Raw genomic sequence first — 25,658 nt, 5'->3', positions numbered from 1 at the left:
TTTAATCAATAGACCAACTACAAGCCTCTATCTCATTTCACGTTACAATGAGTTTGCTGGAACAAAGCTGATCAAGCAGGGCCTGCTGATGGCTGATAATCAGCATAGCCAACGGTCGACGCTGGCATTCTTCAAGCAGCAGCGCCCAGATATCCCGTTGAATAGAAGGATCGAGCTGGGCTGTAATTTCATCAGCAATAAGAAAACGTGTCCGCGGGTCCAGCGCACGAAGTAAAGCAATTCGCGCCAGTTCACCGCCAGAAAGTTGTCCGGGGCGGCGAGTTAACCACTCTGGGTTGATGTGAAGACGGGTAAGCATTTCAGCATCCGGTCGCCAGGCATCATGAACCGCATCACCGGTGCTGCGTCGGGGGTTAAAAGTTAATTCCGGATGCTGTGGCACCAGTTGCACCGGGCAATACTGGTGCATCGGCAACGGTTGTTCATCAACCAGAATGTCACCCGAAGTTGGTTTCTGCCAGCCCGCCAGCACGCGTCCCAGCGTCGTTTTGCCCGTCCCACTTGGCGCACAAATCCCAATAAGTTCTCCAGGGTGTAGAGAGAAGGTCAGATTTTGCCACAGAACCTTTTCTCCCTGACGGATTGTTACATCACGACAGCACAACATTGCGCTCTCCAAAAAGTTGATTTCTTTCAGGCAGCGCCCGCCATTGTCGTTGCAGATGTTCGCTAATCTCTCCGCGTAACAGCTGTTCCCGGCTGACGTTATCCGACACCCTTCCCTGATGCAGCGCGACAATACGATCCGCATGGCGGGCCGCCAGCGTGAGGTCATGCGTTACCCATAAAACGCCAGCCCCTTGCTCACATTGCTCACGCAACTGTTCAAGGAGTTGATTAGCCAGAGATGCATCAAGCCAGGCGGTAATCTCATCCGCCAGAATATAGCGAGCCTGACTCAGAGACGCATGACAGGCCAGGACACGTTTCGCCATACCGCCTGAAAGCTGGCGCGGAAAAGCATCTAATACGCGACTTTCCAGTCGGCTACGCTGGAGCAATCGTTCAATTTTTCCGGCATTCCATTGCTGGCCAGAAAGCTGGCATGCCCTGCGCAGATGCTTTTCAATCGAGAGCAGCGGGTTAAGCGCCTGAACGCCTTGCGGGACATAGCTGAAGGTATCGCCACGACATTTGCGAATATCATCGCTGTTCAGCGTTTTGCCCTCCAGCGTGATAGTGCCCTGGAAGCGCAAATTCTCCGGTAAGAGATCGAGCAGGCATTGCAGCAGCAGGCTCTTACCCTCCCCGCTTCCTCCCACTAACGCCACCATTTGACCCGGTGCCACGTCGAAAGAGATATCCTGCAACAGCGAAGACCAGTTTCTCGCGCCGTACCAGCGATAACGCGCCACCTCCAGCGAGACCTGTCTTAAACTCAACATGCGTCACCTCGTAACCATAAACGATGTACCGCCCTTGCGAGCTGATCGAATAACATCACCAGACTGAACAACATCAGTCCCGGAAACAGCACCAACCACCAATCGCCATGACTGATAAATCTCAGCGCATCCGCCAGCAGCAGTCCCAGTGACGGTTCATGCGGTGCCAGCCCAAAACCGAGGAAGCTTAACGCCGCACTGTGCAACACCGCGTGGGGAAACATCAGTAGTGTTCCCGTTAGCCATTGAGGTAATAAGGCGGGTAGATAGTGATGTCGCCAGCAGTAAAAATGGCCGTGTCCCAGACGCCAGGTCAGCGTCAAGTAGTCACTGTGGGCCACGCGCTGCGCTTCAGCACGCAGGATCAGCGCCAGACGCGGCCAGTGGGTCAGCGCAACCGCCATAATCACGCCGTTTTTCCCACCGCCCAGCGTAAAACAGATCAAAATGAGCAACAGCAGATGCGGCATCGACAGCATGGCATCGGTAATCAGGCGCATAAGCACATCCAGACGCGGATGTATGCGCGAAACCGCCGCCATCACTAACGCAATGAAACCGCTGCACAACGCCGCACCAATACCAATTTGCAGACTGGTTAGTGCACCCTGAAAACAACGGATCCACAGGTCGCGACCAAGGTTGTCGGTGCCAAACCAGTACAGCGCATCAGGCGGTAAATGCCGGGCAAGCAGATTAACGCTCAACGGGTTATCCAGCATTGCGGCACCATACACTGCAATGAATAACAGGCAGCTAAATGAGAGCAAAAGACGAATCAGCGTCGGCGTCGGGTTATAGAGCATCAGGTCGTTCCAGAGCACGGTTCAACATACGGACAAGCCAGGTAGACAGCGAGTTACCAATAAACACCAATACGGTACTGAACAATACAATTCCCATCAGTAACGGCAGATCTCCACGTAATCCAGCATCAATAGTGGCCTGCCCCAGTCCCGGGTAAGCAAAGACTTTTTCGGCCAATAATGCGCCTCCCAACAGCTCCCCCAGCGAGGCAAACTGCAAACACAGCGCAGGCGTAATTGCATGACGCAGAACCTGATGGCGTAACAGTGACCAGCCTTTATCTCCCTGAGAACGCGCAAAACGGACAAAATCGCTTTTCATCACGCTGGCGATGCTTTCCCGTGTATGAAGCGTAATTTGTCCCAATCCCAGCAAACTGAGCGCGCAAACGGGAAGCACCAAATGGCGCAGACGCTCAGTCAGCGTCGCCATATCGCCGCTGTTGCCCGGCTCCCACGCGCAGCAGACCGGAAATACCGGCCAGCGCACGGCAAATAACGCCAGCAACAGCATGCCAATCCAGAAGGTCGGCAGCGAAGAAAGCAGATAACTGAGGCGACAGATTGCTTTATCCGGCCAGCGATTCAGATAGCGACCCGCGACAAACCCCATTGCCGTTCCCAATATGCCAGAGAGCAGCCACGCGCCACCAAGCAGCGCAAACGAGGTAGAAAAGCGTTCCTTGATCACGCTGGCAACCGGTGCGTTAAACAACATTGAATAGCCGAGATCGCCCTGTAATACACGGCCAAACCAGTGACCAAAACGCTCCCATAGCGGTTGGTCCAATCCCCAGCGAGCCGCGATACGCGCATATTGCTCCGGCGGCACATGCAGGAGATCGTTGCCGATATAAGCCCGAATCGGATCGACCGGAGAAAAGCTGAGCAGCATAAAAGTGCCAGCCGCAACCAGCACCAATAACACCATCAGCCGTAGAAAATGGCCCACAACAGACTTCATCAACGGCAGGTCCAGGTCCATTCGTCCAGATTATTGAGCAGTGACCAGCTACCGTGAATCTCCGGTGCGCCTTTACCTAAGTCAATACACGGATTTGCCAGGTAGGTATGCTGAATATTCAGCAGCCATGCCCAGGCCGCATCGCCCTGCACGCCAGCCCCTTGCTTGCCATCCCACTCAACTTGTTGCCAGAACGGCAACGCTTTTTGCCAGTCCGGAGCGTCAATAGCCTGTTTAAGATGCTGCTCAACGACAGGATTGCTGTAATAGCCTGGATTGTAGTATTCCACGCCCGCAGCCTGATTACTGTAGTGATGGAAAAGCTCCATCGGATCCAGACTTCCCCAGCCAAACAGCGTAGGGTTGGCATGCATATGCCGCTCAACAGTTTCCCAGCTCCCGGATTGCAGAGAAATCTGAATACCCACTGGCTCCAGCATCGCACGTACGGCTTCGGCTAAATCCCGGCGTGTACTGTCACCGCTGGCGTACCACAACGTTAAGCGAGCCTCTTTACCGTCCTTCACACGTACGCCGTCTTTACCCACCTTCCAGCCGGCTTCTTCCAGAATCGTTCGCGCTTTTTCGCTATCGCCATCTTTGAACGCAACTGATTGTCCCTGCCATGGCAGACCCTGAACCGCGCTATACGCCGGAATCGCATGACCTTCCATGACCTGATCGGCAAGCTGCTTACGGTCGATGGCGTAGTTGATGGCGCGCCTGATGGCAACATCGGCAGTGATATCGTTCCCAATCGGATAGCCATTGGCGTCTTTTTTACCTGCAGGAACCATCGGGAACACAATGCCCCGGTTTTCCACGCTGTCGCGTACCCAAAGTTTCAAATTTTTCTGCTGAGGAGTGACCGCCATCGACGGCGCGATACGTACGAGTCCCAATTGGCCGCTACGCGCTGCGGCATAAGCGTTATCTTCATCAAGGAAGACAAACACCAGCTTACTGAAATCATTTTTCTTACCGGCATACCAGGGGTTAGCCTCAACGATCAACTGCTGCCCCGGCTGAAAACTCACCAGTCGATACGGACCCGCGCCAATCGGATTTTTAGCGAATGTATTTTCGTCATACCGTTTTTGCGGAACAATTCCTAATGAACCCAGCACGTTCACAAAGGTACTTTGCGGGCTACGCAACGTAATTTCTACCGTGCGGTTATCTTTCAGACTGGCATGGGTGAAGTTTCCCATGTCGATTTTGCCGCCGCTTTTTGCTGCTTTGTTATAGGTGAACACCACATCTTCAGCGGTTAGCGGCGAACCATCAGAGAATTTAAGGTCAGGTTTTAACGTCAACGTCCAGGTTTTGCCGTCTGCGCTGGTCTCTACTTTTTCCGTCAGCAGGTTTCCCCAGCTCATATCTGCATTTTGTTTTAATAATGGTGCATGCAAAAGCAGATAGCTGCCATGACTCCAGCCCAGCATCGGGTCAAAACCTTCCGTTGGCTCCGGTCCAATTGCCAGTTTTAACGTCTGCCCTTCGCTCGCATTTTGCGCGGCGAGAAGTGGTGAGGTTAATGCGAGAGCCAATGCGCACGTAAGCAGTGCCAGCTTGCCTTTGATCATTATGTTATCCAGTTTTACGTTATTTTTATGCTGCATAACGATTTACAGTCGTTAAGCAGTCTCCTGGGGAAGGGATTATGGCGGACAGAAATGACGAAAAAAATGATGCGGCGCAGAAAAGTATGACGATTTTCTAAAATTATCATACTTTTTTCTGATACTCCGTTATGAGTACGATGTGAATCTCAGAATATAGATTAATCCCTCGCCATTTATTCAAAGAATATTAATCCCTATCTAATAATTACCCATGCGGACTATTTACCCTCCCCGCTATTCCCTTATCTAAAATTCATGACAATTTATGTATATTTATTCAAAAAAAACACCAGAAGTGACAAGTTATGTAAATTTGTAATGATAATTATTTGTATTATCATTACGATCACTTATCTTACTGCCTTTGATTTTTAACAAAGGAAGTTTGACTATGCGTTTAAAACCTGTTGCCTCTGTCGTTCTGTCCTGTTTAGGATTTTCCAGCCCCCTGGTATTTGCTGAAGATGTCATGGTGGTAACCGCTTCCGGTTACGAAAAGAAAATCACCAATGCCGCCGCCAGCGTCTCTGTTATTTCGCAGCAAGAGTTACAAACCAATAAATATAATGACTTAGGTGAAGCCCTGCGTTCTGTTGAAGGGGTAGATGTTGAAAGCAGCACCGGTAAAACTGGCGGTCTGGAGATCAGCATCCGTGGCATGCCCGCCAGCTATACCTTGATCCTGATTGACGGTATTCGTCAAAACGGCAGCAGCGACGTGACGCCAAACGGCTTCTCTGCCATGAATACCAGCTTTATGCCCCCGCTGGCGGCAATCGATCATATTGAGGTTATCCGCGGCCCGATGTCGACGCTTTATGGCTCCGACGCAATCGGTGGCGTGGTGAATATCATCACCAAAAAAAGCACCGATAAATGGAGCACTTCCATCAATACCGGCGTTAACCTGCAAGAGAGTAATAAATGGGGTAACAGTACGGTCGCCAACTTCTGGTCAAGCGGCCCGTTAATCGCGGGCGTACTGGATATGCAGGTTCGGGGGAGCACAACCCAGCGTCAGGGTTCCAGCGTCACTTCGCTGAGCGATACCTCTTCCACCCGCGTACCTTATCCAACCGAGTCGGAAAACTACAATATTGGCACGCGATTCGACTGGAAAGCCAATGAAAGCAATACGCTGTGGCTGGATCTCGACTCCGCCAGACAGCGTTATGACAACAATGACGGTCAGTTGGGTAACCTGACGGGAGGTTATGATAAAACGCTGCGCTATGAGCGTAACAAAGTGACCCTCGGCCACGATACAGCCTTAACGTTTGGCACCTGGAAATCGTCCCTCGGCTGGAATGAGACCGAGAACAAAGGCCGACAACTGGTCTCCTCCGCACTCACGCCAGAGAACGCAGGTCGGGCCGGTGACGCGCGTGAACTGAAGAACACCAACGTCATTCTGGACTCCGTGCTGCTGACGCCACTAGGTGATTCGCACCTCTTAACCCTCGGCGGGGAATACTGGGATGCACGAATGAAAGATGGTGTGGTGCTGGCCAATACCGGCGAGACGTTCCACCAAAAAACGTGGGCAGCCTATGCGGAAGATGAATGGCATATTCTCGATTCGCTGGCCTTAACCGCAGGAACACGCTATGAGCATAACGATGTCTTTGGCGGTCATCTCAGCCCACGAGCCTATATGGTCTGGGATGTTTCCGACGAATGGACGCTCAAAGGCGGCGTAACGACTGGCTATAAAGCACCATCACTGAGCCAGTTACATGACGGGATCAGCGGTGTAACCGCGCAGGGAACGGTGAATACAGTCGGTAACCCGGACCTCAAACCGGAGGAAAGCATCAGCTACGAAACCGGACTGTATTACGAGAACAACGCCGGGCTTAACGCCAACATTACCGGCTTCTATACTGAATACAAAAATAAAATTGTCTCGTATTCTATCGATGATAATACCAACAGTTATACCAACAGCGGCAAGGCGAGGACCGATGGCGTTGAATTTGCCAGCACCTTCCCTCTATGGTCGGATGTGCTGACCTTATCTCTCAACTACACCTATACTCAGAGCAAGCAAAAAGATGGTGACAATAAAGGCGCGCCGTTAAGCTATACACCAAAGCATATGGCTAACGCCCGTCTGAACTGGCAGGCAACGGAAGATATGAACGCCTGGCTGAACGCACGTTATCGCGGTAAGGCCCCACGCTTCACGGAAAATTACGACAATCTCAGCGCAGTACAAAAAGCCGTCTATGACGATAAAGGTGCTAATTTAAAAGCCTGGACCGTCCTGGACATGGGAATGTCTTACAAACTGACCAAAGATCTGACACTTAATACGGCAGTTAATAACGTGCTGGATAAAGACTTTAGCGAGGTTAAACTTTACCAGGTGGGCCGTAATAGCACCTACGCAGGTGATTATTATCAGACTGCACAATCCACCACCGGATACGTAAACCCGGGTCGTAACTACTGGGTATCTTTAAACTATCAGTTCTAATGTTGTTTTCCCTTCCTGACGGACTGGAATTGATAGCCCGTCAGGAATTATGTTACATCAAATAACAGGCGGATGATGTTATAAAATCGCACTCTTTATAAGGATATGATTAAAACACTCTCAGCCACCTGTAACTAAAAGTAACTAATTTTCATGTTAAATTCTTACCAGGCAAGAACACCAGAATCAGATTTATTCACACAACAAATGCCTAGATTTTAAAAACCGAAAAACAAAAGCCAACATCATCATATTTTTCTGAGTTACCAGACCTTACTCTCAAAAAAACATTTATCAAAATAATAATAAAAACACATTCACATAATCAATTCTTCAAGTTTGAAAAACAAAAAGAAACATCTTCTTTGATTTGGAACGGATACTCAATGTTATTATTTCAAAAATAACATCCACGGTAACTGCCATGCTCATCACACACGAAATACTTAATGGAATAATGGGTGAAAGAGTTTCCGATGATTGTATTATTTACTTGTCTGGACCTTCATCATTAAATACGCCCCTTGAGATAATACGTAGTAAAAGCTGCATTTGCGTAAATGGTAGCGCAGGCTATTTAATTAACAACAATGTCCCTGTATTTATCTATGTTGTTTGTGACGGTTCTTTTTATGAAAACAACAAAGAATTATTTTATAAATATAGCACCTATGCCCAGCATACCTTTATTAGTGAAGATGTTATTAAAAGAGCTGATTCAACAGAGGCAGAGAACTTGCTCAACACATGTTTTCTGTTAAAGGACATTTGCAAATCCAGAGGTGGTATCGGTAGAAAGATTCGCTATAAAATAAAAACAATGACTAACAGGAATCTCCGAATTAAATGCTCTGCATTCAGAAAAGTGAAAACAATTGCATTTTCAGCTGATGTGACACATGGTCATTTTGGTAGTGCTACGGTCGCATTTAGCGCGTTACAAATAGCCATTAGTCTAAAATTTGAAAGAATAATTTTTTCAGGTTTAGATTTGAAAGGTAGCTGTAAACGGTTTTACAATGAAGTTAACGCTCAACCCACGACTCTACCCGCTGATCTTAGCTTTATATTAAGGTCATTTTCTTATGTAAGTAGCCACTATGACGGTAAGATCTACAATCTTTCTCCACAAACAGCTATTCCCTACGATGTTATTCCGTTCATCAATACAGAAGAAGTAGCTTGTTCCACCTCCTACTAGCAATACACCAACGGTAAGAATATTTAAACAATTAATACAGAAACACCCCTTCTTGCGCCATTAGATACAATGCCAAAACAATAACCCCGACGATACCACCTAAAAACAGTACTGCGGCAATCGCAAGCTGGTTGCGGTTTGCGTACTTCGTATTGTTTCGCACATCCAACTTTTTTTTCGCCGCTTTGTGACTTGAATCACGCTCCATCGCGAATGTTATATCTGTCATGCCATTATCCAGTTGCTGTATATGAAAACACAAATAACCACCATATCGATAAGGGTATAGATTTTAAATAACAGAATCTGAGATTTGTCTCACGATAAAGATAATCGTCGGATTTTTACTCCCGAAGCAGATTTCATGCTCCCTTTTCATCAATAAGGTTATCCTGTATTTATTCGACAAAAACCTTCACTTTAGGCTTTGCCAGCAGAATCATGACGAACTCAGTGAAGGCCACTGGTTTATAGAAATAGTACCCTTGCAGGAAAACAATGTTGTTTTTGTTGAGATAATCGAGCTGAGCCTTCGTTTCAACTCCTTCTGCAACGATGCTTAAAGACAGCTTGCGCGCCAGGTCGAGAACACAATCCAAAATTCGGGTTGAATCGGGAAGCTCATTAACCCTTCCCACAAAGCTCTGATCGATCTTAATGTAATCAATGTGCAGGTCATGCAAATAAGAAAGCCCAGAATAGCCCGTACCAAAATCATCAAGCGCAATCACAAAGCCATTTTCATGCAGGATATTGAGCCTCTGCACAAGCTCTTCATCTACATGTAATGGCTCACGCTCAGTAACTTCAATCACCAGGTTGAGATCATGGCGGCTGAAGCTATCTCTGAATTTCAGACACTCCTCCACAAATGTAGGGGAAGTGATATGGGATGCGCTGAAGTTAATACCGACATGGAATCCAGATGGCAGCTTGCTGGTAATGGCGTTCATATTCGCCGCAACCTGCCTCATCAGACTTTGAGTTAGTGGCACTATCAGGCCTGATTTTTCGGCGACGGGAATGAAGGAGGCAGGAGAGATATATCCGGCTTTTGGATGTTTCCATCGGGCCAGCACTTCAACACCGCGTAATGTCCCCTCACGACCATTTACGATAGGTTGATAAAAAGGCACGATCTCTCCTTTTACTATCGCTCTGCGCAACGTTTCTTCTGGGGTATCGTTCTTATTTAGATATTTATCAATGGCATAAGCGGCTGCGAAAGAGATTAACAGGATAAAAACCAGAATCCCTGAACCTTGTGTAACCAGCCTTTTTGCACTAAATAATGGCGGTTCATTATAAATAATGCTGAACGGATACTTTGCGGAATTCACCTGACCAGACATCTGTGAGCTTGCTGTAACGGTTTTCACATCGCCCAATAAACCAAGCACTTCGTCACCTACGAGTAGTGAATATGTCACCCCCTTTAACGACACATTCAATGCTCCACGGATATGCACCCCGCTAATGGTGACAATGATGTGGTTGGTTTGAAAATGAGTTTGATACAGCAGAACGGGTATCTCATTTTCCGTATTTCTTGCGGGAGTAAGCAGCAAATTTGTATCAGCAATCACCGGAATTTGCTTAAGCAAGATCCGATTACCTGGCAGTGACGTACACCATAGCTTCCCCTGTCGGATAATGATCAGCGTTCGCAAATGAGGGCGAAGTGCAGCTTCAGTTCCAAGTTGGTATTGACCCTCCAGATCGCATTTTTTTTCGGCGATGTGCTTAGCGGTTCGGGTTGCCTGGAAAGCTTCATCCAGTATGTTATCCATATTTTTCGCGGCATATCTGGCTCCTCCAAGGGTTTCTGTCGAAGAGGAATACCAAAGCTGCATATTAAGAATAAAAACACCGATCAAAAAAAGACACACCGCAGCGGTTACCGGTAAAAGTACTTTGCGCATTCTCATGTCCTGTGGCGAAAACTGATCAGTCGTTGCGATGAGCATAGACGTGTTCTCATTTCTCTCTACAGAGCATGGTAGATAGAATCAAAAGTCGCCATGCGTCCAGTCACACTTCCAAAGCCACAATATAAGAAATGGATTTTTATATAAAATTAGTCCTGGAAAGATCATAACGATAATGACATCCCTCCTTCCAATTTTGCTATCATATGAATGTACTAATAAGAGGTAAGCAAATGAAAATCTTTATCACTGACAATGAAGGGAATCTCATTCCTGTTGACGGAAAAAGCGTCGTGATCGAATTGAATAGCGGCGGAACTATTGAGATCGCCGAGGAGTACAGTCGGGACGATGTTCCTGAAGGTATTAATCTGTGGGGAGGACGAGAACCATCCCCTTCACTCTCATTCGAGGAAATTAAAGCTCGAACAGAAGGCCTTGGTGTTTACCCCATTGCAGCCAATGCCCTGCACGTATTCCCGTACAAATTTTCATCAAAAGAATGATTGCATACAGCAGGCGAAGCGTTTTTCTCAAACCAAAGTAAGGCCATTGTTATCATAAATACCTCTGGCCTTGGGGGGAGTCAACTCGCTAATATCTGTTGCTTCTGATTGCAGTCCATGCTGGCGCTGCATTATTTCATCACTATATACAGAAAGAAAATAGGCTTTTGAGAGTGATTCCTGAGCATAAGCATTTGAATAATTAATAAATGATTATAATGTTAAGAAAATAAGCACTAAAGACAGTATGTACGTGGTCTAAAATATTAATCGTCATCATAATGCTTATGTTTCTTGCGATCACTCATAGACTCTTTAAAAGCTTCTGCTTGTGTATTAGCAGCCTGCAGTCGACTCATATTAGCACTGTAATTATTCCAATATTCTTTTTCTTCGTGATAACAAACATCACGGCTAATTCCCTTCGCTTCGCACTTTGCTAAGCGTTGTTCTTCTGATACGCAACCAGACATCAAAGAAACAGTAGAAAACGCAACCAGTATTATCATTAATTTATTCATATAAATAACCTTAGAATTTCCAGCCGGCGCCGACTACAATACTATTAGCCTGTGCGCCAAAGACCTTAGAACCTTCATAGCCTGCATCAACAGTGAAAGCTGCAATGGGGGTAAACTGAATACCAGCACCATAGGCAAAACCTGTAGAAGTATCAGTTTCACCATTAGCTTTGATCGCACCTCTCCCAATACCCACCATTACATAAGGTTTTATCACATCATTTACTTTATAACTTGCACCGACTAATGCAGAACCATAACCACGATCTATATCATTATCGTCATTTGCTGAAATAGTTAAGGATGTTATAACGCCTAAATCACTTTCATCTGGGGTATAACCATATTTAGCGTTAAGACCGTTAAGGTTCTGTCCATCTGTCCGGGTATGTACATAACCGCCGGTGACTACGCTTTCTCCTGCATAAACTGTCATAGCAAAGCATAATGTAACAGCCACTAAACCTGTTTTTAAACTTAGCATTTTAATAACCATTTTCATCATCAACTAATAGTAAGTTACATACATAACAAGGAGTCATGCTTTGAATTTTATTTCTCAAACATGTCGCCAAGATAAAAACAGAAAGGTAATAAAAAATCAATCGAGAAAAATGTTCTTTTTTGGACATTATTAATATTCAGGATAATAAATTATCATAACATGTTGATAAAAATGGATTTAACATTAGAGTAAAACAACATTAAAACGCACCATTTTTAATATACTCCCAATATTTTCTTGTTTTTAAAACGACTGTTTTACATATAATAATTAATAATATACAAACTCCACTCAATTATATTTAGTTCTCATACCCGAATCGGTTTAAATAAATATTGAAAGATATGGATATCTTTTATCAATAAATAGAACTGTAATGACAAAGATAAAAATTAAATCTTTAGTGCTATTAAAATGAGTTTAATAGTCTGAGTGCCAGGAAAGCACTTTGCAGGTAAAAAAACGGGAACCAATCGGTTCCCATTCTTATACAACCCAGAATCTGGATTACATGTTTTCGATGATCGCGCCTTCCATACCTTTAACAATTAAGTCAGCCGCTTCGGTCCAACCCATGTGGCGCAGCATTACATTGCTAAAATCATAGCAATCATTTGATAAAGTTGAAATTATCATCCTCTCTACTTTCAAATCAGCCAGTAGCTACCATTTTAAACTCATTGATTATCTAAACTTTGATTTTAGTTTTGGGGAAGAGTTTTCGCCAAGAATCCAAGTTTTTCACGCCAGCTCATTCAACACACTACCGCTAATGGCAAGCCTCGATGGTAAAGCTGTTGCTGCCGCAGAGGTCCGATTTGAGCGAAAACCGGACGCCCGCATAGCGTGAACAGACATCCGGTATTTTGAAGTGGCAGATTACTTAATCTGCTTACCCGTTTCATCAATGACCTTCTCGCCATCCTCTTTGGTAAACGCTCCTTTCTGACCTTCCGGTAGGATATCCAACACTATTTCTGAAGGGCGGCAAAGACGAGTGCCAAGCGGCGTAACGACTACCGGCCGATTAATCAGGATCGGATGTTGAAGCATGAAATCAATCAACTGCTCATCACTAAATTTATCTTCATCAAGACCCAGGTGTTCATAAGGCTCAACATTCTTACGCAGTAATGCACGCACCGTAATTCCCATATCTGAAATAAGTTGAATCAGCTCATCACGGGTCGGTGGCGTATCGAGATAATAAATTATCGTTGGTTCGTTGCCGCTGTTACGGATCATCTCCAGCGTGTTGCGAGAAGTGCCGCAGGCAGGGTTATGATAGATGGTAATGTTGCTCATATCTGTATCTCATTACAAAGTGATGGAGAGCCGCAACGCCAGCGCGGCCAGAGTGACAAACAGCACGGGCAGAATCATGATAATACCCGTGCGGAAGTAATATCCCCAGGTAATCGTTATATTTTTCTGGGCAAGCACATGCAGCCAAAGCAGGGTTGCCAGACTGCCAATCGGGGTGATTTTCGGACCTAAATCGCAGCCAATCACGTTGGCATAAATCATTGCCTCTTTGACGATGCCAGTCGCCGTGCTCCCGTCAATCGCCAGTGCGCCAATCAGCACCGTCGGCATATTGTTCATCACCGACGACAGGAACGCGGTCAGGAAGCCGGTGCCGAACGTTGCTACCCATAACCCCTTTTCTGCCAGTAGGTTCAGCACGTCAGACAGATACTCCGTAAGCCCTGCATTGCGCAGGCCATAGACCACCAGGTACATACCCAACGAAAAAATAACGATCTGCCATGGCGCACCGCGGAGGACTTTTCCGGTGTTGATGGCATGACCTCTTTTCGCCACTATAAACAGTATTGCTGCGCCACTAGCCGCTATCGCACTGACCGGGATCCCCAGTGGCTCCAGAACAAAGAAACCGACAAGCAGCAATAACAGGACAATCCAGCCCGCCCTGAACGTTGCCGGATCCTTTATCACACTGGCAGGCGTCTTCAGCAGCGAAACGTCATACGTCGCCGGAATGTCCCTGCGGAAGAAGAGATGCAGCATGACCAGAGTGGCCGCAATCGCTGCCACATCTACGGGGATCATAACGGAGGCATACTGCGTAAAGCCCAGACCGAAAAAGTCCGCCGAGACGATATTCACCAGGTTAGAAACAATTAGCGGCAGGCTGGCCGTATCTGCAATAAATCCTGCGGCCATGACAAACGCCAATGTCGTGCCCTGGCTGAATCCCAGTGCGAGCAGCATCGCAATTACAATCGGCGTCAGGATCAGCGCAGCGCCGTCATTGGCAAACAACGCAGCAACAGCGGCACCAAGCAAGACTATCCAGGTAAACAAAAGGCGGCCACGTCCGTTACCCCAGCTGGAGACGTGCAGTGCGGCCCATTCAAAGAAGCCGGACTCATCAAGCAACAGGCTGATGATAATGACCGCAATAAATGCCGCTGTCGCGTTCCAGACGATATTCCAGACAACGGGAATATCAGCGATATGGATGACTCCGGTTCCCAGCGCCAGCGCAGCTCCGATACTCGCGCTCCAGCCAATACTCAGGTCTCTGGGTTGCCAGATAACCAGTACCAGCGTCAGTAAAAATATACTCCCTGCCAAAAACATTTCAGACTCCGTTATATATGATTATATAAATATGTTTTCCTGCCTCAGCATGAGGTACAGGCCGACTTTGCCAACCATTCCCGTACATCCTCCCGAAGGCACAGCCAGGATGTCGTGATTGTCTCAGCGGCCCACGCCGGAATATGAGGTGAGAGACGATAGTGGATCCATTTCCCTTCCCGACGATCAAGAACAAGCTTTGCCTCACGCAGGACGGCCATATGGCGTGATATTTTGGGCTGTGATTCGGCGGTAGCTGCACAGATATCGCACACGCACAGTTCTCCGGACTCCCGCAGAAGCATGACAATGGCGAGACGTGTTTCATCTGACAGGATTTTGAAAAGCTGAACAGGTTGTAGCATTTTTCTCTCCGCTCCCTTTAGAATACACATATGGTAAATCATATGTATCAACTTTGAAATCATCAGCTCTCTCTGGAGGAGAAAAATGGAACAATTTCCTGCCCTGAATACTGCATGCTTTGATCAACACATCGCTGAACGCCTGAACGTGCAGGAGCCACCACGGATTATGATCCTGTATGGTTCAGTGAGAGAGCGCTCCTACAGCCGCTTTGCCGCGGAGGAAGCCGGTCGCCTGCTGACGGCGATGGGCGCGGAGGTGAAACTGTTTAACCCCTCCGGTTTACCCCTGCCGGATGATGCGCCGGACACGCATCCCAAAGTCACCGAGCTGCGCGGTCTGGTCAGATGGTGTGATGGGATGGTGTGGAGTTCTCCGGAACGGCACGGTGCTATGAGCGCAGTCATGAAGGCGCAGATTGACTGGATCCCCTTAAGTGAAGGAGCGATTCGTCCTTCGCAGGGCAAAACACTTGCGGTAATGCAGGTCTGCGGCGGTTCACAGTCCTTCAATGCCGTGAACCAGATGCGTATACTTGGTCGCTGGATGCGGATGTTTACGATCCCCAACCAGTCCTCTGTAGCCAAGGCATGGCAAGAATTCGACGAAAACGGACGAATGAAACCTTCTTCATGGTATGACCGCATCGTCGATGTAGCCGAGGAGCTGTTTAAAATCACGCTGCTGCTTAAGGGACAAACCAGTTATCTTGCAGATCGTTACAGCGAGCGAAAAGAGAGTCATCAGGAGCTTTCATCCCGTGTCAATCAGGACAAAATATAACGTATGTTCTTCGTGAATCCATACTGCATGAGCTTACCAATGTCCGCTTTGGCAGATTGATTATGCCGGATGATCTCTAAATGTGAACGGCACGATTATGCGGGCTACTTACAATTGCACATATCAGCAATGAGCCATCGCAGGCAGTAAGTGACGCATCCACAACAAACAACGCCCCCTGAAGTATTCCTTCCCTGAAATGTGAACGCGATGCCCGCATGAAATAAGTCGCTGCGGGCTGGCTGATTAGTTGCTGATCGAGGGAGATTCGTGTTTCAACATAATCTGCCGCAGGTGAAGGAAAGCCCATGTTTATGCCCTCTGTTGAATACCGGATAAAAATACAGCACAAATACTGTATATCCATCCAGCAAAGAGGCGATAAGCAATGTTCGTGGAACTCGTTTATGACAAAAGGAATTTTGATGGTCTGCCCGGTGCAAAAGATATCATTCTGGGCGAATTGACCAAGAGGGTTCACCGGATTTTCCCCGACGCTGATGTCCGGGTTAAACCGATGATGACATTGCCGGCGATCAACACTGACGCCAGCAAGCACGAGAAGGAACAGATAAGCCGTACTGTTCAGGAAATGTTTGAAGAGGCTGATATGTGGCTGGTTTCAGATTAAGTGCGTTCGATTCATCTTCCTTTACCCTATCCCGCTCAACTGTATTCTGCTGCTATACGCAGATAGCTGTCACAGCCGGGATTAAGTGCAGCAGTCAGTAATTCATCTGTGTTGAGGCCTGATTAAGCCGTATCGCGGTTAAATAGCCAAGGAACCTTAACTGGAGAAGCATTGATGGAGTGGGTAAACGCGTTGATGAGCCATTTCGCGCTTCATCCTTTCAGCCTGTGGGGCCTGCTTTTTGGAATCGCATTCGTAAAATCTACGTTCCTCATTTCAGCTGTATTACCGCCAGCATCTGTTATGTTGGTTGCTGTAATTTCCGTCGGCAAGGTGACTATTACGCCATGGGAAGCAGGAATTGCTGTAATGATTGGCGCATGGTGCGGGACAATTGTTAATTATCACCTTGGAATGATGATGGGACATCTACCCTGGCTGGCACGCATCATGTCGCGTCATGCCGATACAGTAGTACGGGTTCGACGCCGGTTGCAAAACAGTTCTGTACCGATACTTTTTACTTCGCGCTTTATTGCCGTGCTGCGTTACATTGTGCCATTAGTTGCTGGAATGTTGCATCTTCATCCAGTGAAAGTGTATGCAGTCAGTCTGATCTCTGCGGCGACCTGGTCAGCGCTTTATGTCGGAGGCTTTAGTCTCGTTTTGCCTTTTTTTAGCTAAACCAAACATAAATAGACCACAACAAGCCCTGATACCCCCTGGTATTGGGCGGATAAAAGACAGGGAAAGAATTTATCAGGCACAAAAAAACGGGAACCACCTGGCTCCCGTTCTCATACAACCCAGAATGCGGATTACATGTTTTCGATGATCGCGTCACCAAACTCTGAACATTTCAGCAGCTTAGCGCCGTCCATCAGACGTTCGAAATCGTAAGTTACGGTCTTGGCGTTAATCGCGCCTTCCATACCTTTAACGATCAGGTCAGCCGCTTCAACCCAACCCATGTGGCGCAGCATAACATTGCTAAAATCATAGTAACCATTTGATAAAATGGAAATTATTATACTTTTTACTTTCAAAAACCGCTAGTAGTTACCTTTTACAACTCGTTGATTATATAAATTTTGATTTTAGTTTTGGGGTAGAGTTTTCGCCAAGAATCCAAGTTTTTCACGCCAGCACATGCAACACGCTACCGCTATTGGCAAACCTCGATGGTGAAGTTTTTATATTCGCTGAGACCGCTATGCGAGAGGCGCGGACATTAACTTCTAAATCAGCTTTGCCACGAGGCCGCATCCCTTGAATGCATTATAGAAAAATTGTTGTAAAACCCCACCTTATTAAAGAGTAATGCTCAGACAAGTACCTAAATAAGGAATGATACAGCTAATTGTTAGCCGCTACGCTCAATCACCTTATAGTACTATCGTGAAAATAATTTTTCATTAATAGGTGTGATGAAAATTCATCACGAAGGGTTATATTAAAACATATGAGCTAGCCGTAAATAATTCTTGAAGATTATCAATCTCTATAGGCAATTTAATTAAAGGGATACAAACTTTTATCTTTGGCTTGCATAATTAAACCATGAGACTTTTCCGAGTCTTATTTAGTAAGAGATAAGAACTTCACCCCCCCTATTCTGATGGAAAAGCATTCCATTCCTGAACCATGAGTTTTGATATGACGTTACTTTTTTTGGATTTCACTCATAAGGTTTTTAATGAGCGAGGGGGGGGGTGTAAAAACAATAAATTCAACAATACTTGCTACCTCTTGAATATATAAAAGAGGTCGTTAATATCTTTTCAGACAGTTATTTTAGCTGAGCTCCCGACTCTCTCAACTTAACCTTGAAAGAAGAACCATCACTTAATGAGGAAACAACAATGACAACTTGTACTGCTCCTGGCCATCCATCTTGTTCTATATCTTGTCCAAACGGGTGTATTGCTATCTATTATGAACCGAATGGTCCTTGCCGCACCATGTGCGCCAATGGTGCAACCCTTGACCTCGATTTAACCCAAAACTACTCAATCCAGATGAGTGATGTGCCAGCAAAAGACCTTGTGGCAATTTTTGGTACATCAATTCCTCTAGATAATTCATTAATTATGCAGAGTAAAAATGCAGTTTCACTAAGCTTACAAAATGTTTCTGTTGAAGAGCTTGTTACAGCTATTCATAGCGCATTGTAAAAATAGCAAGGCCAGGTGATCTGTCCCCGGTTGGTTGATTTACATTAGTAATAATATGTCCGCTTTGGCGCAGACGGCCGTCGAAGTAATGAACTAAATCGCTCATAACTCTGACAAAACCGTGGATTCAATTCCCGCCAGCCCACCAATCATGATTGGACAGTGCCAGGACGGCACTAGCAAAAACATGAAGTTAGCAGTATCAGCAAGGCACCGACCAGACGGTGAGGAGACAAAAAAGGATACGCTAAGGAGCCGCGGCTCCCGAGTGACATAAAAGCCCGCTTATATGCGGGCTTTTATGTTTCCGCTCATTCTCCAGGCTCAATGCGACCACAGACAACGACCCACTTTTCTTTCACCGTGGCCTGTCAACATACCCTCATGCCAGCCTTTTAGCCATAATTGATGTAAGCGTCTGCTATGAGCAAAATATAGTCATTCATTTCATTTTTTCATTGGAACACCTATATTTAACGGAGGTGAGCATATCACCTCCGTTCAGGTAGCCAAATTCTGTTTGCCACCCCAGAAGGATAAACATGCTTTCGACAATGAAACCATGATATACAGATAATGTCGGGAAGCTGTGCGCCGGATGTGGGGTTAGTGCATCAGCCCTTCATCAGCATTTTGAGTTGCCTTAAATCATCCATATATAGATTTCCGAACAATTTAAAATAAGGTTCAAAACGCGTGATAATGTCCGTGATTACTGGCCCCAGAACTGATCTGAACTGAACGACATCAATACGGTTATTCACCACAGAGAAACGGACCTGTTCAAAATAGTTTGAGACCAGGATAACCGACTGTTTGAGCTCCTCATCTTCTTTGATTCTTTTGACCAGATCGTCATCACTTAATGATGACCTAGCTTCTTTTATTTCCCGAGTCAATTTTCTGGCCGAGAACAGATGAGGGTCATCCCATTTTTCAATCAGGCAAAACGTATTCTCGATTTTTTCTGCCATCCGGCTTTCCACTGCATTTGTAGCATTTATATACAGCGGCAGTATGACACCGAGTCCACCTAGACACAGGGAGACGGTTTTCGTAACTTCAATAAATACACTACTGCCTGAAGGGGGGAGACTGGTATACGCAATCGCGGCAAGCCCCCCGGTTCCAATGACGCAAAGAATGATGATTGCCCAGAATAAATGCCATTTGTATTTCAAGTGAGGCTCCTGCCAGAAATAATATAAGTTTACGGTCACGCCGGGGATATTGTCGCTTCAGCTTATCAGACCGGTATGCCGGTACCTTATTATTGTCGGGAAGATAATGACATGGCAAGGGATGGATATCGGTGATGGGAGGCATTAAAAACAGTTAGGTAGGGTCGAAGCTGAGCGAGTCTGGAAAACTGGAAACGTCTTTTAAACCTTTACGGCGAGATCTGGCTTTACTACCAGATCATTACGAATGTGTACGCGCCGTCATGGGGTGTCGGGGGTCGGAGGTTCAAATCCTCTCGTGCCGACCAAAAATCCTCGAAGAACCAGCCTGTTACGGCTGGTTTTTTTATGCCTGTTTTATGAACGGGGAAGCAACGGGGAATAATTGGGGAAAAACCCCGACACAAAACATCGACTTTACCGTAAAGTTTCAGCTATTCACATCACTGGGCAGTCATCAAACTCCGCGTTCCTGGCATCATTAATGATGTACGTGATAACACCAAATATTGCGTGTGAAGAATTGTAGCCATCACCGTCTTCTGGCAGCACTTCTCTTCTCCCGTTATCCAGATTTATCAGGTGGGGCTGAGGGTGAGTTCGGTATCGCTTGATCCTGAATTCCCCATCTATCGCGCATATCAGCAGCGAGCCATCACAGGCTGAAAGCGACGCGTCCACAACAAGTAGTGCCCCCTGGATTATCCCTTCCCTGAAATGTGAACGCGATGCCCGCATGAAATAAGTCGCTGCGGGCTGGCTGATTAGCTGTTGATCGAGGGAAATCCTTGTTTCAACGTAATCACTGGCAGGTGAAAGGAAGCCCATGGCTATAGTCCTCCGTTTGGATTGAAAAGCTGAAAGGTACGGTTCTCCCCTTCCTGCGTTGATACGTTGATACGTTGATACATCGCGGAATGTTGTCACATACCACTCGATCCATTCGTTAGCCTGCTTCATCGTCCAGTTCCAGTTAACCTTGCTCAGTTCCTGGACAAACCGCTGTGTGGTGACGGTCTTCCGGCCATTAGGTTCTTGCTGTATCGAAGCATGCCAGGCCATTTCAATATCGCTGGGTCGTGGCATCAATTAACCCCTCTTGAATACCGGATAAAAACACAGCATAAACACTGCATATCCATACAGTAAAGAGGCTACAAGAAATGTTCGTGGAACTCGTTTATGACAAAAGGAATTTTGATGGTTTGCCCGGAGCAAAAGATATCATTCTGGGAGAATTGACTAAGAGGGTTCACCGGATCTTCCCCGATGCTGATGTTCGGGTTAAACCGATGATGACACTGCCGGCGATCAACACTGACGCCAGCAAGCATGAGAAGGAACAGATAAGTCGTACTGTTCAGGAAATGTTTGAAGAGGCGGATATGTGGCTGGTTTCAGATTAAACATATTAAGTCGCCATACTGGACAAGAACAGCCCGTTGTTACTGGAAATCCTCTTGGACTGTATGCAATTACACGATGATTTCCTACTCCAGCATGGTAAAATAAAAAGCCGAAGAAGGTCATCAGCCTCGTAAGAAGTTTAAATTGGATTAATTTTTTAACTCAAGGATGCATTTAATGGATACCCCTTTCTTGTTAAGCGTCATAATCCCCTGCTACAACTGCCAAGATTACATTTATGAATGTTTGCAATCTGTATCATCACAAATAGATGATAGCGTTGAGATCATTGTGATTAATGATGGGTCGACGGATAATTCCCTTAAAGAAATAGAATTATTCATAAGTGAAAATAAAAACAAATCGATTAAATTAATAACCCAAACAAACCAAGGGGTGTCTGCAGCCAGAAATACAGGTATTGATGTATGTTCAGGTAAGTATTTAGCATTTTTAGATGGTGATGATCTTTGGGATTCAACATTCTGGGAAAAGATCAACCCAACGCTAAAGCTTAATGATATTGATTTAATTGAGTTTAATGCGAATAGATTTTATGACGACAACAAGGAAAAAGTAACAGAAGTGTCAATCGTATCTACAAACGAGACTTTGACAATAGATTCAATAAGTAATCTTCGTGAAACATTTTTAAAAAATGAATGGTTCCCATGGGCAAGAGTTTACAAAAGATTTATATTTAATACGTTAAGATTTCCAGTTGGCAGACATTACGAAGATATAGCATTAATACCCAAAACATATCTTCTATCAAAAAAAATCAAACGTATGACCGATACTCTTGTTTTATATCGAGTACGAAAAAATAGTATAACTAACGCACCTCGAAAAAAAGATATCGATGATATAATATGTGCCATGGGAGTTTTCAATGAATTACTTAATAAAAAAGGCAAGAGCGAAATTGAGACTATAGCACCCTCTGTTCATCAGACATATAGTCTAGCCAAAAGAATAAGCACAAAAATCAATGGTTATTGCTCCTTTAACGAAGAACAAATCCATTATATAAAAAAGGCAGTTACCCCATTCTCTGGCACACAAAAATTTAGCAAGAGAATTAATTTGTTATTTATTCGAGAATACTGCCTCATAAAGAAGATTAAATATCAGCTTAGATCTGATCGAACCAAAGTATAAACAATATGCAGCCTACTTTTGGCTGCTTTCTGAAGGATTTAGCATCCCTAAGCCCCACCATTCAACTATGATTTAACCACTTATACTTCGTTCTGCAGGTTGCTCAGGCCAGTTAATATCAGGTGTATCATTTGGATTTATTCGGTTAAGTAAAACACGGTATTTTTTCCATGCCAGTAAAAGTGCCGCTTCCGCTTCTGTTGCAATATCAAGATCAACTGCGTCCTGTAAGGGAGCGATTTTTGAGGCGGCCAGAGCCAGTAGGCTTTCTTTTTGTTGTGTCGCCTGCGTAATCTGCGCTATTTTTTCTGCGTCAGCATCATGCACCCACTTTTTACCGTCCCATTTAACAAAATGGCCTTCAGGAGCAACAGAAACGACATCATCAGGCAACTTACCTAACTGGTTAATTGTGGTGGATTCCCCTGTGTGAATATCGTAGACAACTTTCCCACGATGGTCTTCGACGAGTGACCATTTACCTGAATCAAAATTAAATACAGCGACAAATCCATCCTTTGTAGTTGGCGGTGCAATATCAGTACTGTAGGCAGGTAATCCTGTGTTTGCTGGAATATATCCATCACCTTTACCAATAAATTCATTAGTAGAAGATGACAGGTTATAAATAGTAATCGTGCGATTGGTGTTAGTCATTTTAAAAGTCATTATGCAAGTCTCACAATATAGTTAAATGCGGTATTTTTTACGGTGTTTTCAGCATGACCTGACGGAGAAACAGTCACACCGTGGCTGTGCGCGCCAATATAGACAGAGTGGGCATGTGCCCCAATGCCAACAATATGACTATGTGCACCTATATAAACGTTGTGTGCATGAGCGCCGTCAGTGGAGGTCGTTTGCGTGACAGCCCCCATGTTTTGGTTTCCGGCTGGATATCCCCAACCTGCTTGCCATGCCAGGAATGAGTAATTGTGCGCGTGAGCACCCTGAACATCGGTTGTTTTTGTACCGTAATCAAAACCTGTTGTTTCTTTATTTCCGTAATCAAATCCGGTGGTGTCACGGTTTCCGAGGTCGGTAGCTGCGACCGTCGCACCATGGTCGTGTGACTTAATACCGTCAAGTTCCTGAGACAATACAGCACGACCATCAGGTCTGCCCTTTATCGTCTGGCCGCGCATATCTGGAATAACGCCGGATGGATACGCTACAGCAAGTAATGGGTAAACAGACTTATCAAACGGCTGGCCCTGCATTAATGCATAACCCGCTGGAACTGTGTCAGATGGCCACGGGACAGGTGCCCCAACAGGATAAGACTCGGGTGGCAGATTAGCGGTGTTGAAATCTCGTCGCCAGCCAGGCAAATAATCATCACCATGATTGATGTAGGTAAACTGAGCGCTGGCATGTCCACTAGTTGCTGTTGTCGGGGTCGTAATTCGAATGGTCATTGCACTACGAACTCCCATAACCTCAACTACCGCGCCGGCTAACTGGATATTCCCGCACCCGGTATCAGTAATCACCCTGTTATCAGCATATGACCAGGATCCTTTGCACATCCAGTACGGATGATTAAACGCCCCCTGCGATTCAAGCCAAACAATAAACTCCGCCGTCGTCCAGTTGCCACCCCCGCCAATGCTTACAGAGCCGCTAAATGCTCGCGCCGCGCCGATGTGACATGTAAACGTATCCGGTTGTGGTACATCCCTGCCGTTCTGGTCTTTTTGCAGTGATCCGGCAGCACGATTTATCGTTTCTTCTAAACCAAGGTATTGGAGAAGCGCGGGAACGTCCTTTCCACTCAAATTTGTCAACGTACCATCAAGCGGTTGTTTACCCGATAACGCATTAAGCACCGTAGTTGCAAAGTTCGGATCATTGTTTAAGGCATTAGCTAACTCAGCCAGGGTGTCCAAAGCTTCCGGAGATGAGCCAACCAGCGCGGCAACAGCTGCGTGAACAAACTCAGCATTAACAATTTGTTGGTTGTTAACGGTCAGTGGTGGCGTAGGAGTGGTTGGCGTTCCCGTCAGCTCAGGACTGTCCAGCGGAGCTTTCAGTTTCGTCAGGTCTTTGACTTTTTTAACGGCTTTCGGTGTCGCTGCAAGGGCTTCACTGTCGCTGTCGTCATCGCTGCTTAACTTCACCAGCCCTTTTTGCGTTGTGCTGGCGTCTCCCAGCTTCAGACCTTCAGCGATATCCCGCGCTTCATCACGGTATCCCTGTGAGGCCAGAGCTGCACTTTCAGCGCCAGCCATCGCGGCTTCTGCGCGCTGAGTATCATCGGCTACAGCTGCTTTCAGTTGATCCGAAACCTTGCCTGCAGCTTTATCTGCCGCGTCTGTCGCTGCTGTTTCAGCGGCTTGTACTGCCTCGTTCCTGGAGGTCAGTGCATCATCTCTGGCCTGTTCTGCGCGGTTGGCACTCTCAGTGGCTGCATTTTTCTGATTCTCAGCCGTTTCGGCTGACTGCAGAGCTGATGCTTCACTTGAAGATGCCGATTTAGCACTGGCTGATGCCGCAGCCTCTGATTTAGCAGCCTTTTCGCCGGACTCTCTGGCATGCTGTTCACTTAGCGCTGCAGCTGCCGCGCTGTTATTACCCTGTTCTGCAGCCTGCGTGGCCGTGAAGGCGCTTTCACGCGCTGAGGTTTCAGATGCGGCTGCATTGCCGGCATGCTCACCCGCTGTTTGTGCAGACGCAGCTGCACTTTCGGCACTTCCCGCAGCAGACTGTGCCGAGACTCCCGCTTCCTCCTGCGCTTTCTGTGCCGTATCAGCGGCGGTTTTAGCCTGACCGGCCTGCTCCGTCGCTGTCTGTGCAGACTTTGCCGCACTATCAGCATCCGCTGCACTAGCCAGAACATCCTGTGCTGTCTGTCGGGCATTATCGGCAGCTGAGCGGGCTGACGCATCAGCAGCATCTGCAGAGAGTGCCGCCTGGCGCTGTGACTCTGCCGATGCCGTTGCAGACAATACCGCTGAATCCTTACTTTGTTCCGCTGACTGTGCGGCCTGTTCGGCGCGTTCTCGATCCTTCTCTGTTGCACCGCTCAAATCCACTACGCGGTTTACCATTTCCTCAAAGCGTTTCATCACCTCCGGACGCAGGTCCGCGTCCTTCGGCGCATCGAGAAACGCATTCAGGGTATCCGGCGCATCGGTCGGGGCCACGTAAATGTCCCCTGCCACTGAGGGAGGAAAACCTTCCCGCAACAGTGAAACAGTGTAATAACCCGGCTCAGCCTCAATGCTGTAGTGACCGTCCGCTCCTGTAAGAGTGGATGAAGTCACCGCCACAACAACGGTCGGGCTGGTTTGCTTAGCACTCAGTTGAATGGTGCAGTCCTGTACGGGTTTTCCCGCACCATCTCTGAGAATGCCTGATATGAGTACCGGCATAATACCTCCATAAAAAAACCGCCCGGAGGCGGT

The 25,658-nt window shown here is 46.5% G+C and carries 24 protein-coding genes and 6 pseudogenes; 10 read left to right on the top strand and 20 right to left on the bottom strand.

Going from position 1 to position 25,658, the window contains the following annotated elements; translation table 11 throughout:
* Positions 1-37 precede the first annotated feature (37 nt).
* From OGV71_RS11485 to OGV71_RS11465, 5 genes are read right to left on the bottom strand one after another with little or no spacing between them, the layout of a single operon-like run.
* The gene (locus OGV71_RS11485; protein WP_204583688.1) at positions 38-628 is read right to left on the bottom strand and encodes an ATP-binding cassette domain-containing protein; all 591 of its coding nucleotides are present in this window, start codon (positions 626-628) and stop codon (positions 38-40) included.
* The gene (locus tag OGV71_RS11480) at positions 612-1,406 is read right to left on the bottom strand and encodes an ATP-binding cassette domain-containing protein (protein WP_204583690.1); all 795 of its coding nucleotides are present in this window, start codon (positions 1,404-1,406) and stop codon (positions 612-614) included. Before OGV71_RS11480 ends, OGV71_RS11485 begins: the two co-directional genes overlap by 17 nt.
* Positions 1,400-2,212, bottom strand: coding sequence for an ABC transporter permease (locus tag OGV71_RS11475; RefSeq protein ID WP_003030742.1), 813 nt, complete (start codon positions 2,210-2,212; stop codon positions 1,400-1,402). Before OGV71_RS11475 ends, OGV71_RS11480 begins: the two co-directional genes overlap by 7 nt.
* Complete coding sequence (locus OGV71_RS11470; protein WP_032950851.1) at positions 2,202-3,176, bottom strand: ABC transporter permease; 975 nt, start codon at positions 3,174-3,176, stop codon at positions 2,202-2,204. Before OGV71_RS11470 ends, OGV71_RS11475 begins: the two co-directional genes overlap by 11 nt.
* The gene (locus tag OGV71_RS11465) at positions 3,176-4,798 is read right to left on the bottom strand and encodes an ABC transporter substrate-binding protein (RefSeq protein ID WP_204583692.1); all 1,623 of its coding nucleotides are present in this window, start codon (positions 4,796-4,798) and stop codon (positions 3,176-3,178) included. Before OGV71_RS11465 ends, OGV71_RS11470 begins: the two co-directional genes overlap by 1 nt.
* 394 nt (positions 4,799-5,192) lie before the next feature.
* Here OGV71_RS11465 and OGV71_RS11460 point away from each other — a divergent pair, with 394 nt between their 5' ends.
* A complete protein-coding gene (locus OGV71_RS11460; RefSeq protein ID WP_204583694.1) occupies positions 5,193-7,280 on the top strand; it encodes a TonB-dependent receptor in 2,088 nt (695 codons plus the stop codon).
* Between the two features lie 424 nt (positions 7,281-7,704).
* On the top strand, positions 7,705-8,481 hold the full coding sequence (gene waaZ / locus OGV71_RS11455) for a 3-deoxy-D-manno-oct-2-ulosonate III transferase WaaZ (RefSeq protein WP_286533237.1): 777 nt from the start codon (positions 7,705-7,707) through the stop codon (positions 8,479-8,481).
* A 31-nt stretch (positions 8,482-8,512) separates the two neighbouring features.
* Here waaZ and OGV71_RS11450 read toward each other — a convergent pair whose 3' ends face one another.
* Positions 8,513-8,710, bottom strand: a complete 198-nt coding sequence (locus OGV71_RS11450; protein WP_204583696.1) for a hypothetical protein — start codon at positions 8,708-8,710, stop codon at positions 8,513-8,515.
* Positions 8,711-8,879: 169 nt separating this feature from the next.
* Positions 8,880-10,403: a cyclic di-3',5'-guanosine monophosphate phosphodiesterase PdeG gene (pdeG, locus tag OGV71_RS11445; RefSeq protein ID WP_204583698.1), complete on the bottom strand. Its 1,524-nt coding sequence runs from the start codon at positions 10,401-10,403 to the stop codon at positions 8,880-8,882.
* 239 nt (positions 10,404-10,642) lie between these two features.
* On the opposite strand from pdeG, the gene OGV71_RS11440 reads away from it, so the two are divergent.
* Positions 10,643-10,915 carry a hypothetical protein gene (locus OGV71_RS11440; protein ID WP_032949082.1) on the top strand — a complete coding sequence of 91 codons (273 nt, stop codon included), beginning with the start codon at positions 10,643-10,645 and terminating at the stop codon, positions 10,913-10,915.
* A gap of 104 nt (positions 10,916-11,019) precedes the next feature.
* Positions 11,020-11,121: pseudogene (locus tag OGV71_RS11435) on the top strand (cytochrome b); the annotation flags it as partial.
* A 60-nt stretch (positions 11,122-11,181) separates the two neighbouring features.
* Here OGV71_RS11435 and OGV71_RS11430 read toward each other — a convergent pair.
* The 6 genes and pseudogenes from OGV71_RS11430 to OGV71_RS11405 form a co-directional block, all read right to left on the bottom strand.
* Positions 11,182-11,436: a hypothetical protein gene (locus tag OGV71_RS11430; RefSeq protein ID WP_071696957.1), complete on the bottom strand. Its 255-nt coding sequence runs from the start codon at positions 11,434-11,436 to the stop codon at positions 11,182-11,184.
* A gap of 10 nt (positions 11,437-11,446) precedes the next feature.
* Positions 11,447-11,920, bottom strand: coding sequence for an Ail/Lom family outer membrane beta-barrel protein (locus OGV71_RS11425; RefSeq protein ID WP_224773599.1), 474 nt, complete (start codon positions 11,918-11,920; stop codon positions 11,447-11,449).
* A 543-nt stretch (positions 11,921-12,463) separates the two neighbouring features.
* Positions 12,464-12,538 (bottom strand): annotated as a pseudogene (locus tag OGV71_RS11420) (hypothetical protein); the annotation flags it as partial.
* Between the two features lie 282 nt (positions 12,539-12,820).
* Positions 12,821-13,246, bottom strand: a complete 426-nt coding sequence (arsC, locus tag OGV71_RS11415; RefSeq protein ID WP_071696958.1) for a glutaredoxin-dependent arsenate reductase — start codon at positions 13,244-13,246, stop codon at positions 12,821-12,823.
* Positions 13,247-13,258: 12 nt separating this feature from the next.
* A complete protein-coding gene (locus OGV71_RS11410) occupies positions 13,259-14,548 on the bottom strand; it encodes an arsenic transporter (protein WP_204583702.1) in 1,290 nt (429 codons plus the stop codon).
* 44 nt (positions 14,549-14,592) lie between these two features.
* Complete coding sequence (locus OGV71_RS11405) at positions 14,593-14,913, bottom strand: transcriptional regulator (RefSeq protein WP_003030762.1); 321 nt, start codon at positions 14,911-14,913, stop codon at positions 14,593-14,595.
* A gap of 85 nt (positions 14,914-14,998) precedes the next feature.
* Between OGV71_RS11405 and arsH the strand changes: the two genes are divergently transcribed.
* A complete protein-coding gene (arsH, locus tag OGV71_RS11400) occupies positions 14,999-15,697 on the top strand; it encodes an arsenical resistance protein ArsH (protein WP_286533234.1) in 699 nt (232 codons plus the stop codon).
* A 112-nt stretch (positions 15,698-15,809) separates the two neighbouring features.
* Here the strand turns inward: arsH and OGV71_RS11395 are convergent.
* Positions 15,810-16,007: pseudogene (locus OGV71_RS11395) on the bottom strand (S24/S26 family peptidase); the annotation flags it as partial.
* 78 nt (positions 16,008-16,085) lie between these two features.
* On the opposite strand from OGV71_RS11395, the gene OGV71_RS11390 reads away from it, so the two are divergent.
* Positions 16,086-16,328, top strand: coding sequence for a DinI family protein (locus tag OGV71_RS11390; RefSeq protein WP_003840850.1), 243 nt, complete (start codon positions 16,086-16,088; stop codon positions 16,326-16,328).
* 174 nt (positions 16,329-16,502) lie between these two features.
* Complete coding sequence (locus OGV71_RS11385) at positions 16,503-17,012, top strand: DedA family protein (RefSeq protein ID WP_204583704.1); 510 nt, start codon at positions 16,503-16,505, stop codon at positions 17,010-17,012.
* Between the two features lie 134 nt (positions 17,013-17,146).
* On the opposite strand, the pseudogene OGV71_RS11380 reads toward OGV71_RS11385, so the two are convergent.
* A pseudogene (locus tag OGV71_RS11380) lies at positions 17,147-17,320 on the bottom strand (isocitrate/isopropylmalate family dehydrogenase); the annotation flags it as partial.
* An 870-nt stretch (positions 17,321-18,190) separates the two neighbouring features.
* Here OGV71_RS11380 and OGV71_RS11375 point away from each other — a divergent pair.
* A complete protein-coding gene (locus OGV71_RS11375; protein ID WP_127649098.1) occupies positions 18,191-18,502 on the top strand; it encodes a hypothetical protein in 312 nt (103 codons plus the stop codon).
* Positions 18,503-19,116: 614 nt separating this feature from the next.
* Here the strand turns inward: OGV71_RS11375 and OGV71_RS11370 are convergent.
* From OGV71_RS11370 to OGV71_RS25570, 3 genes and pseudogenes are all read right to left on the bottom strand, one after another.
* Positions 19,117-19,683 (bottom strand): DUF4760 domain-containing protein, encoded by a 567-nt coding sequence (locus tag OGV71_RS11370; protein WP_286533232.1) that lies wholly within the window; start codon positions 19,681-19,683, stop codon positions 19,117-19,119.
* 438 nt (positions 19,684-20,121) lie between these two features.
* Positions 20,122-20,511 (bottom strand): HumD family translesion DNA polymerase, encoded by a 390-nt coding sequence (locus OGV71_RS11365; RefSeq protein ID WP_032949066.1) that lies wholly within the window; start codon positions 20,509-20,511, stop codon positions 20,122-20,124.
* Positions 20,512-20,513: 2 nt separating this feature from the next.
* A pseudogene (locus tag OGV71_RS25570) lies at positions 20,514-20,745 on the bottom strand (DNA polymerase V).
* On the opposite strand from OGV71_RS25570, the pseudogene OGV71_RS25565 reads away from it, so the two are divergent.
* Together OGV71_RS25565 and OGV71_RS11350 are read left to right on the top strand one after the other, a co-directional pair.
* Positions 20,674-21,089, top strand: a pseudogene (locus tag OGV71_RS25565) (DinI family protein). The pseudogenes OGV71_RS25570 and OGV71_RS25565 sit on opposite strands and share 72 nt — an antisense overlap.
* A 178-nt stretch (positions 21,090-21,267) precedes the next feature.
* Positions 21,268-22,251, top strand: a complete 984-nt coding sequence (locus tag OGV71_RS11350; protein ID WP_181621032.1) for a glycosyltransferase — start codon at positions 21,268-21,270, stop codon at positions 22,249-22,251.
* A gap of 72 nt (positions 22,252-22,323) precedes the next feature.
* On the opposite strand, the gene OGV71_RS11345 is transcribed toward OGV71_RS11350, so the two are convergent.
* Together OGV71_RS11345 and OGV71_RS11340 are read right to left on the bottom strand one after the other, a co-directional pair.
* Positions 22,324-22,920 (bottom strand): tail fiber assembly protein, encoded by a 597-nt coding sequence (locus OGV71_RS11345; RefSeq protein ID WP_275145078.1) that lies wholly within the window; start codon positions 22,918-22,920, stop codon positions 22,324-22,326.
* Positions 22,920-25,625: a phage tail protein gene (locus OGV71_RS11340; protein ID WP_286533229.1), complete on the bottom strand. Its 2,706-nt coding sequence runs from the start codon at positions 25,623-25,625 to the stop codon at positions 22,920-22,922. The genes OGV71_RS11345 and OGV71_RS11340 overlap by 1 nt, the downstream gene beginning before the upstream one ends.
* Positions 25,626-25,658 lie beyond the last annotated feature (33 nt).

Source organism: Citrobacter sp. Cf088 (assembly GCF_030334295.1).
Classification (GTDB): Bacteria; Pseudomonadota; Gammaproteobacteria; order Enterobacterales; family Enterobacteriaceae; genus Citrobacter; species Citrobacter freundii.
Note: the sequence above shows the minus strand (reverse complement) of the source record. Positions and strands in the feature narration are given on the sequence as shown.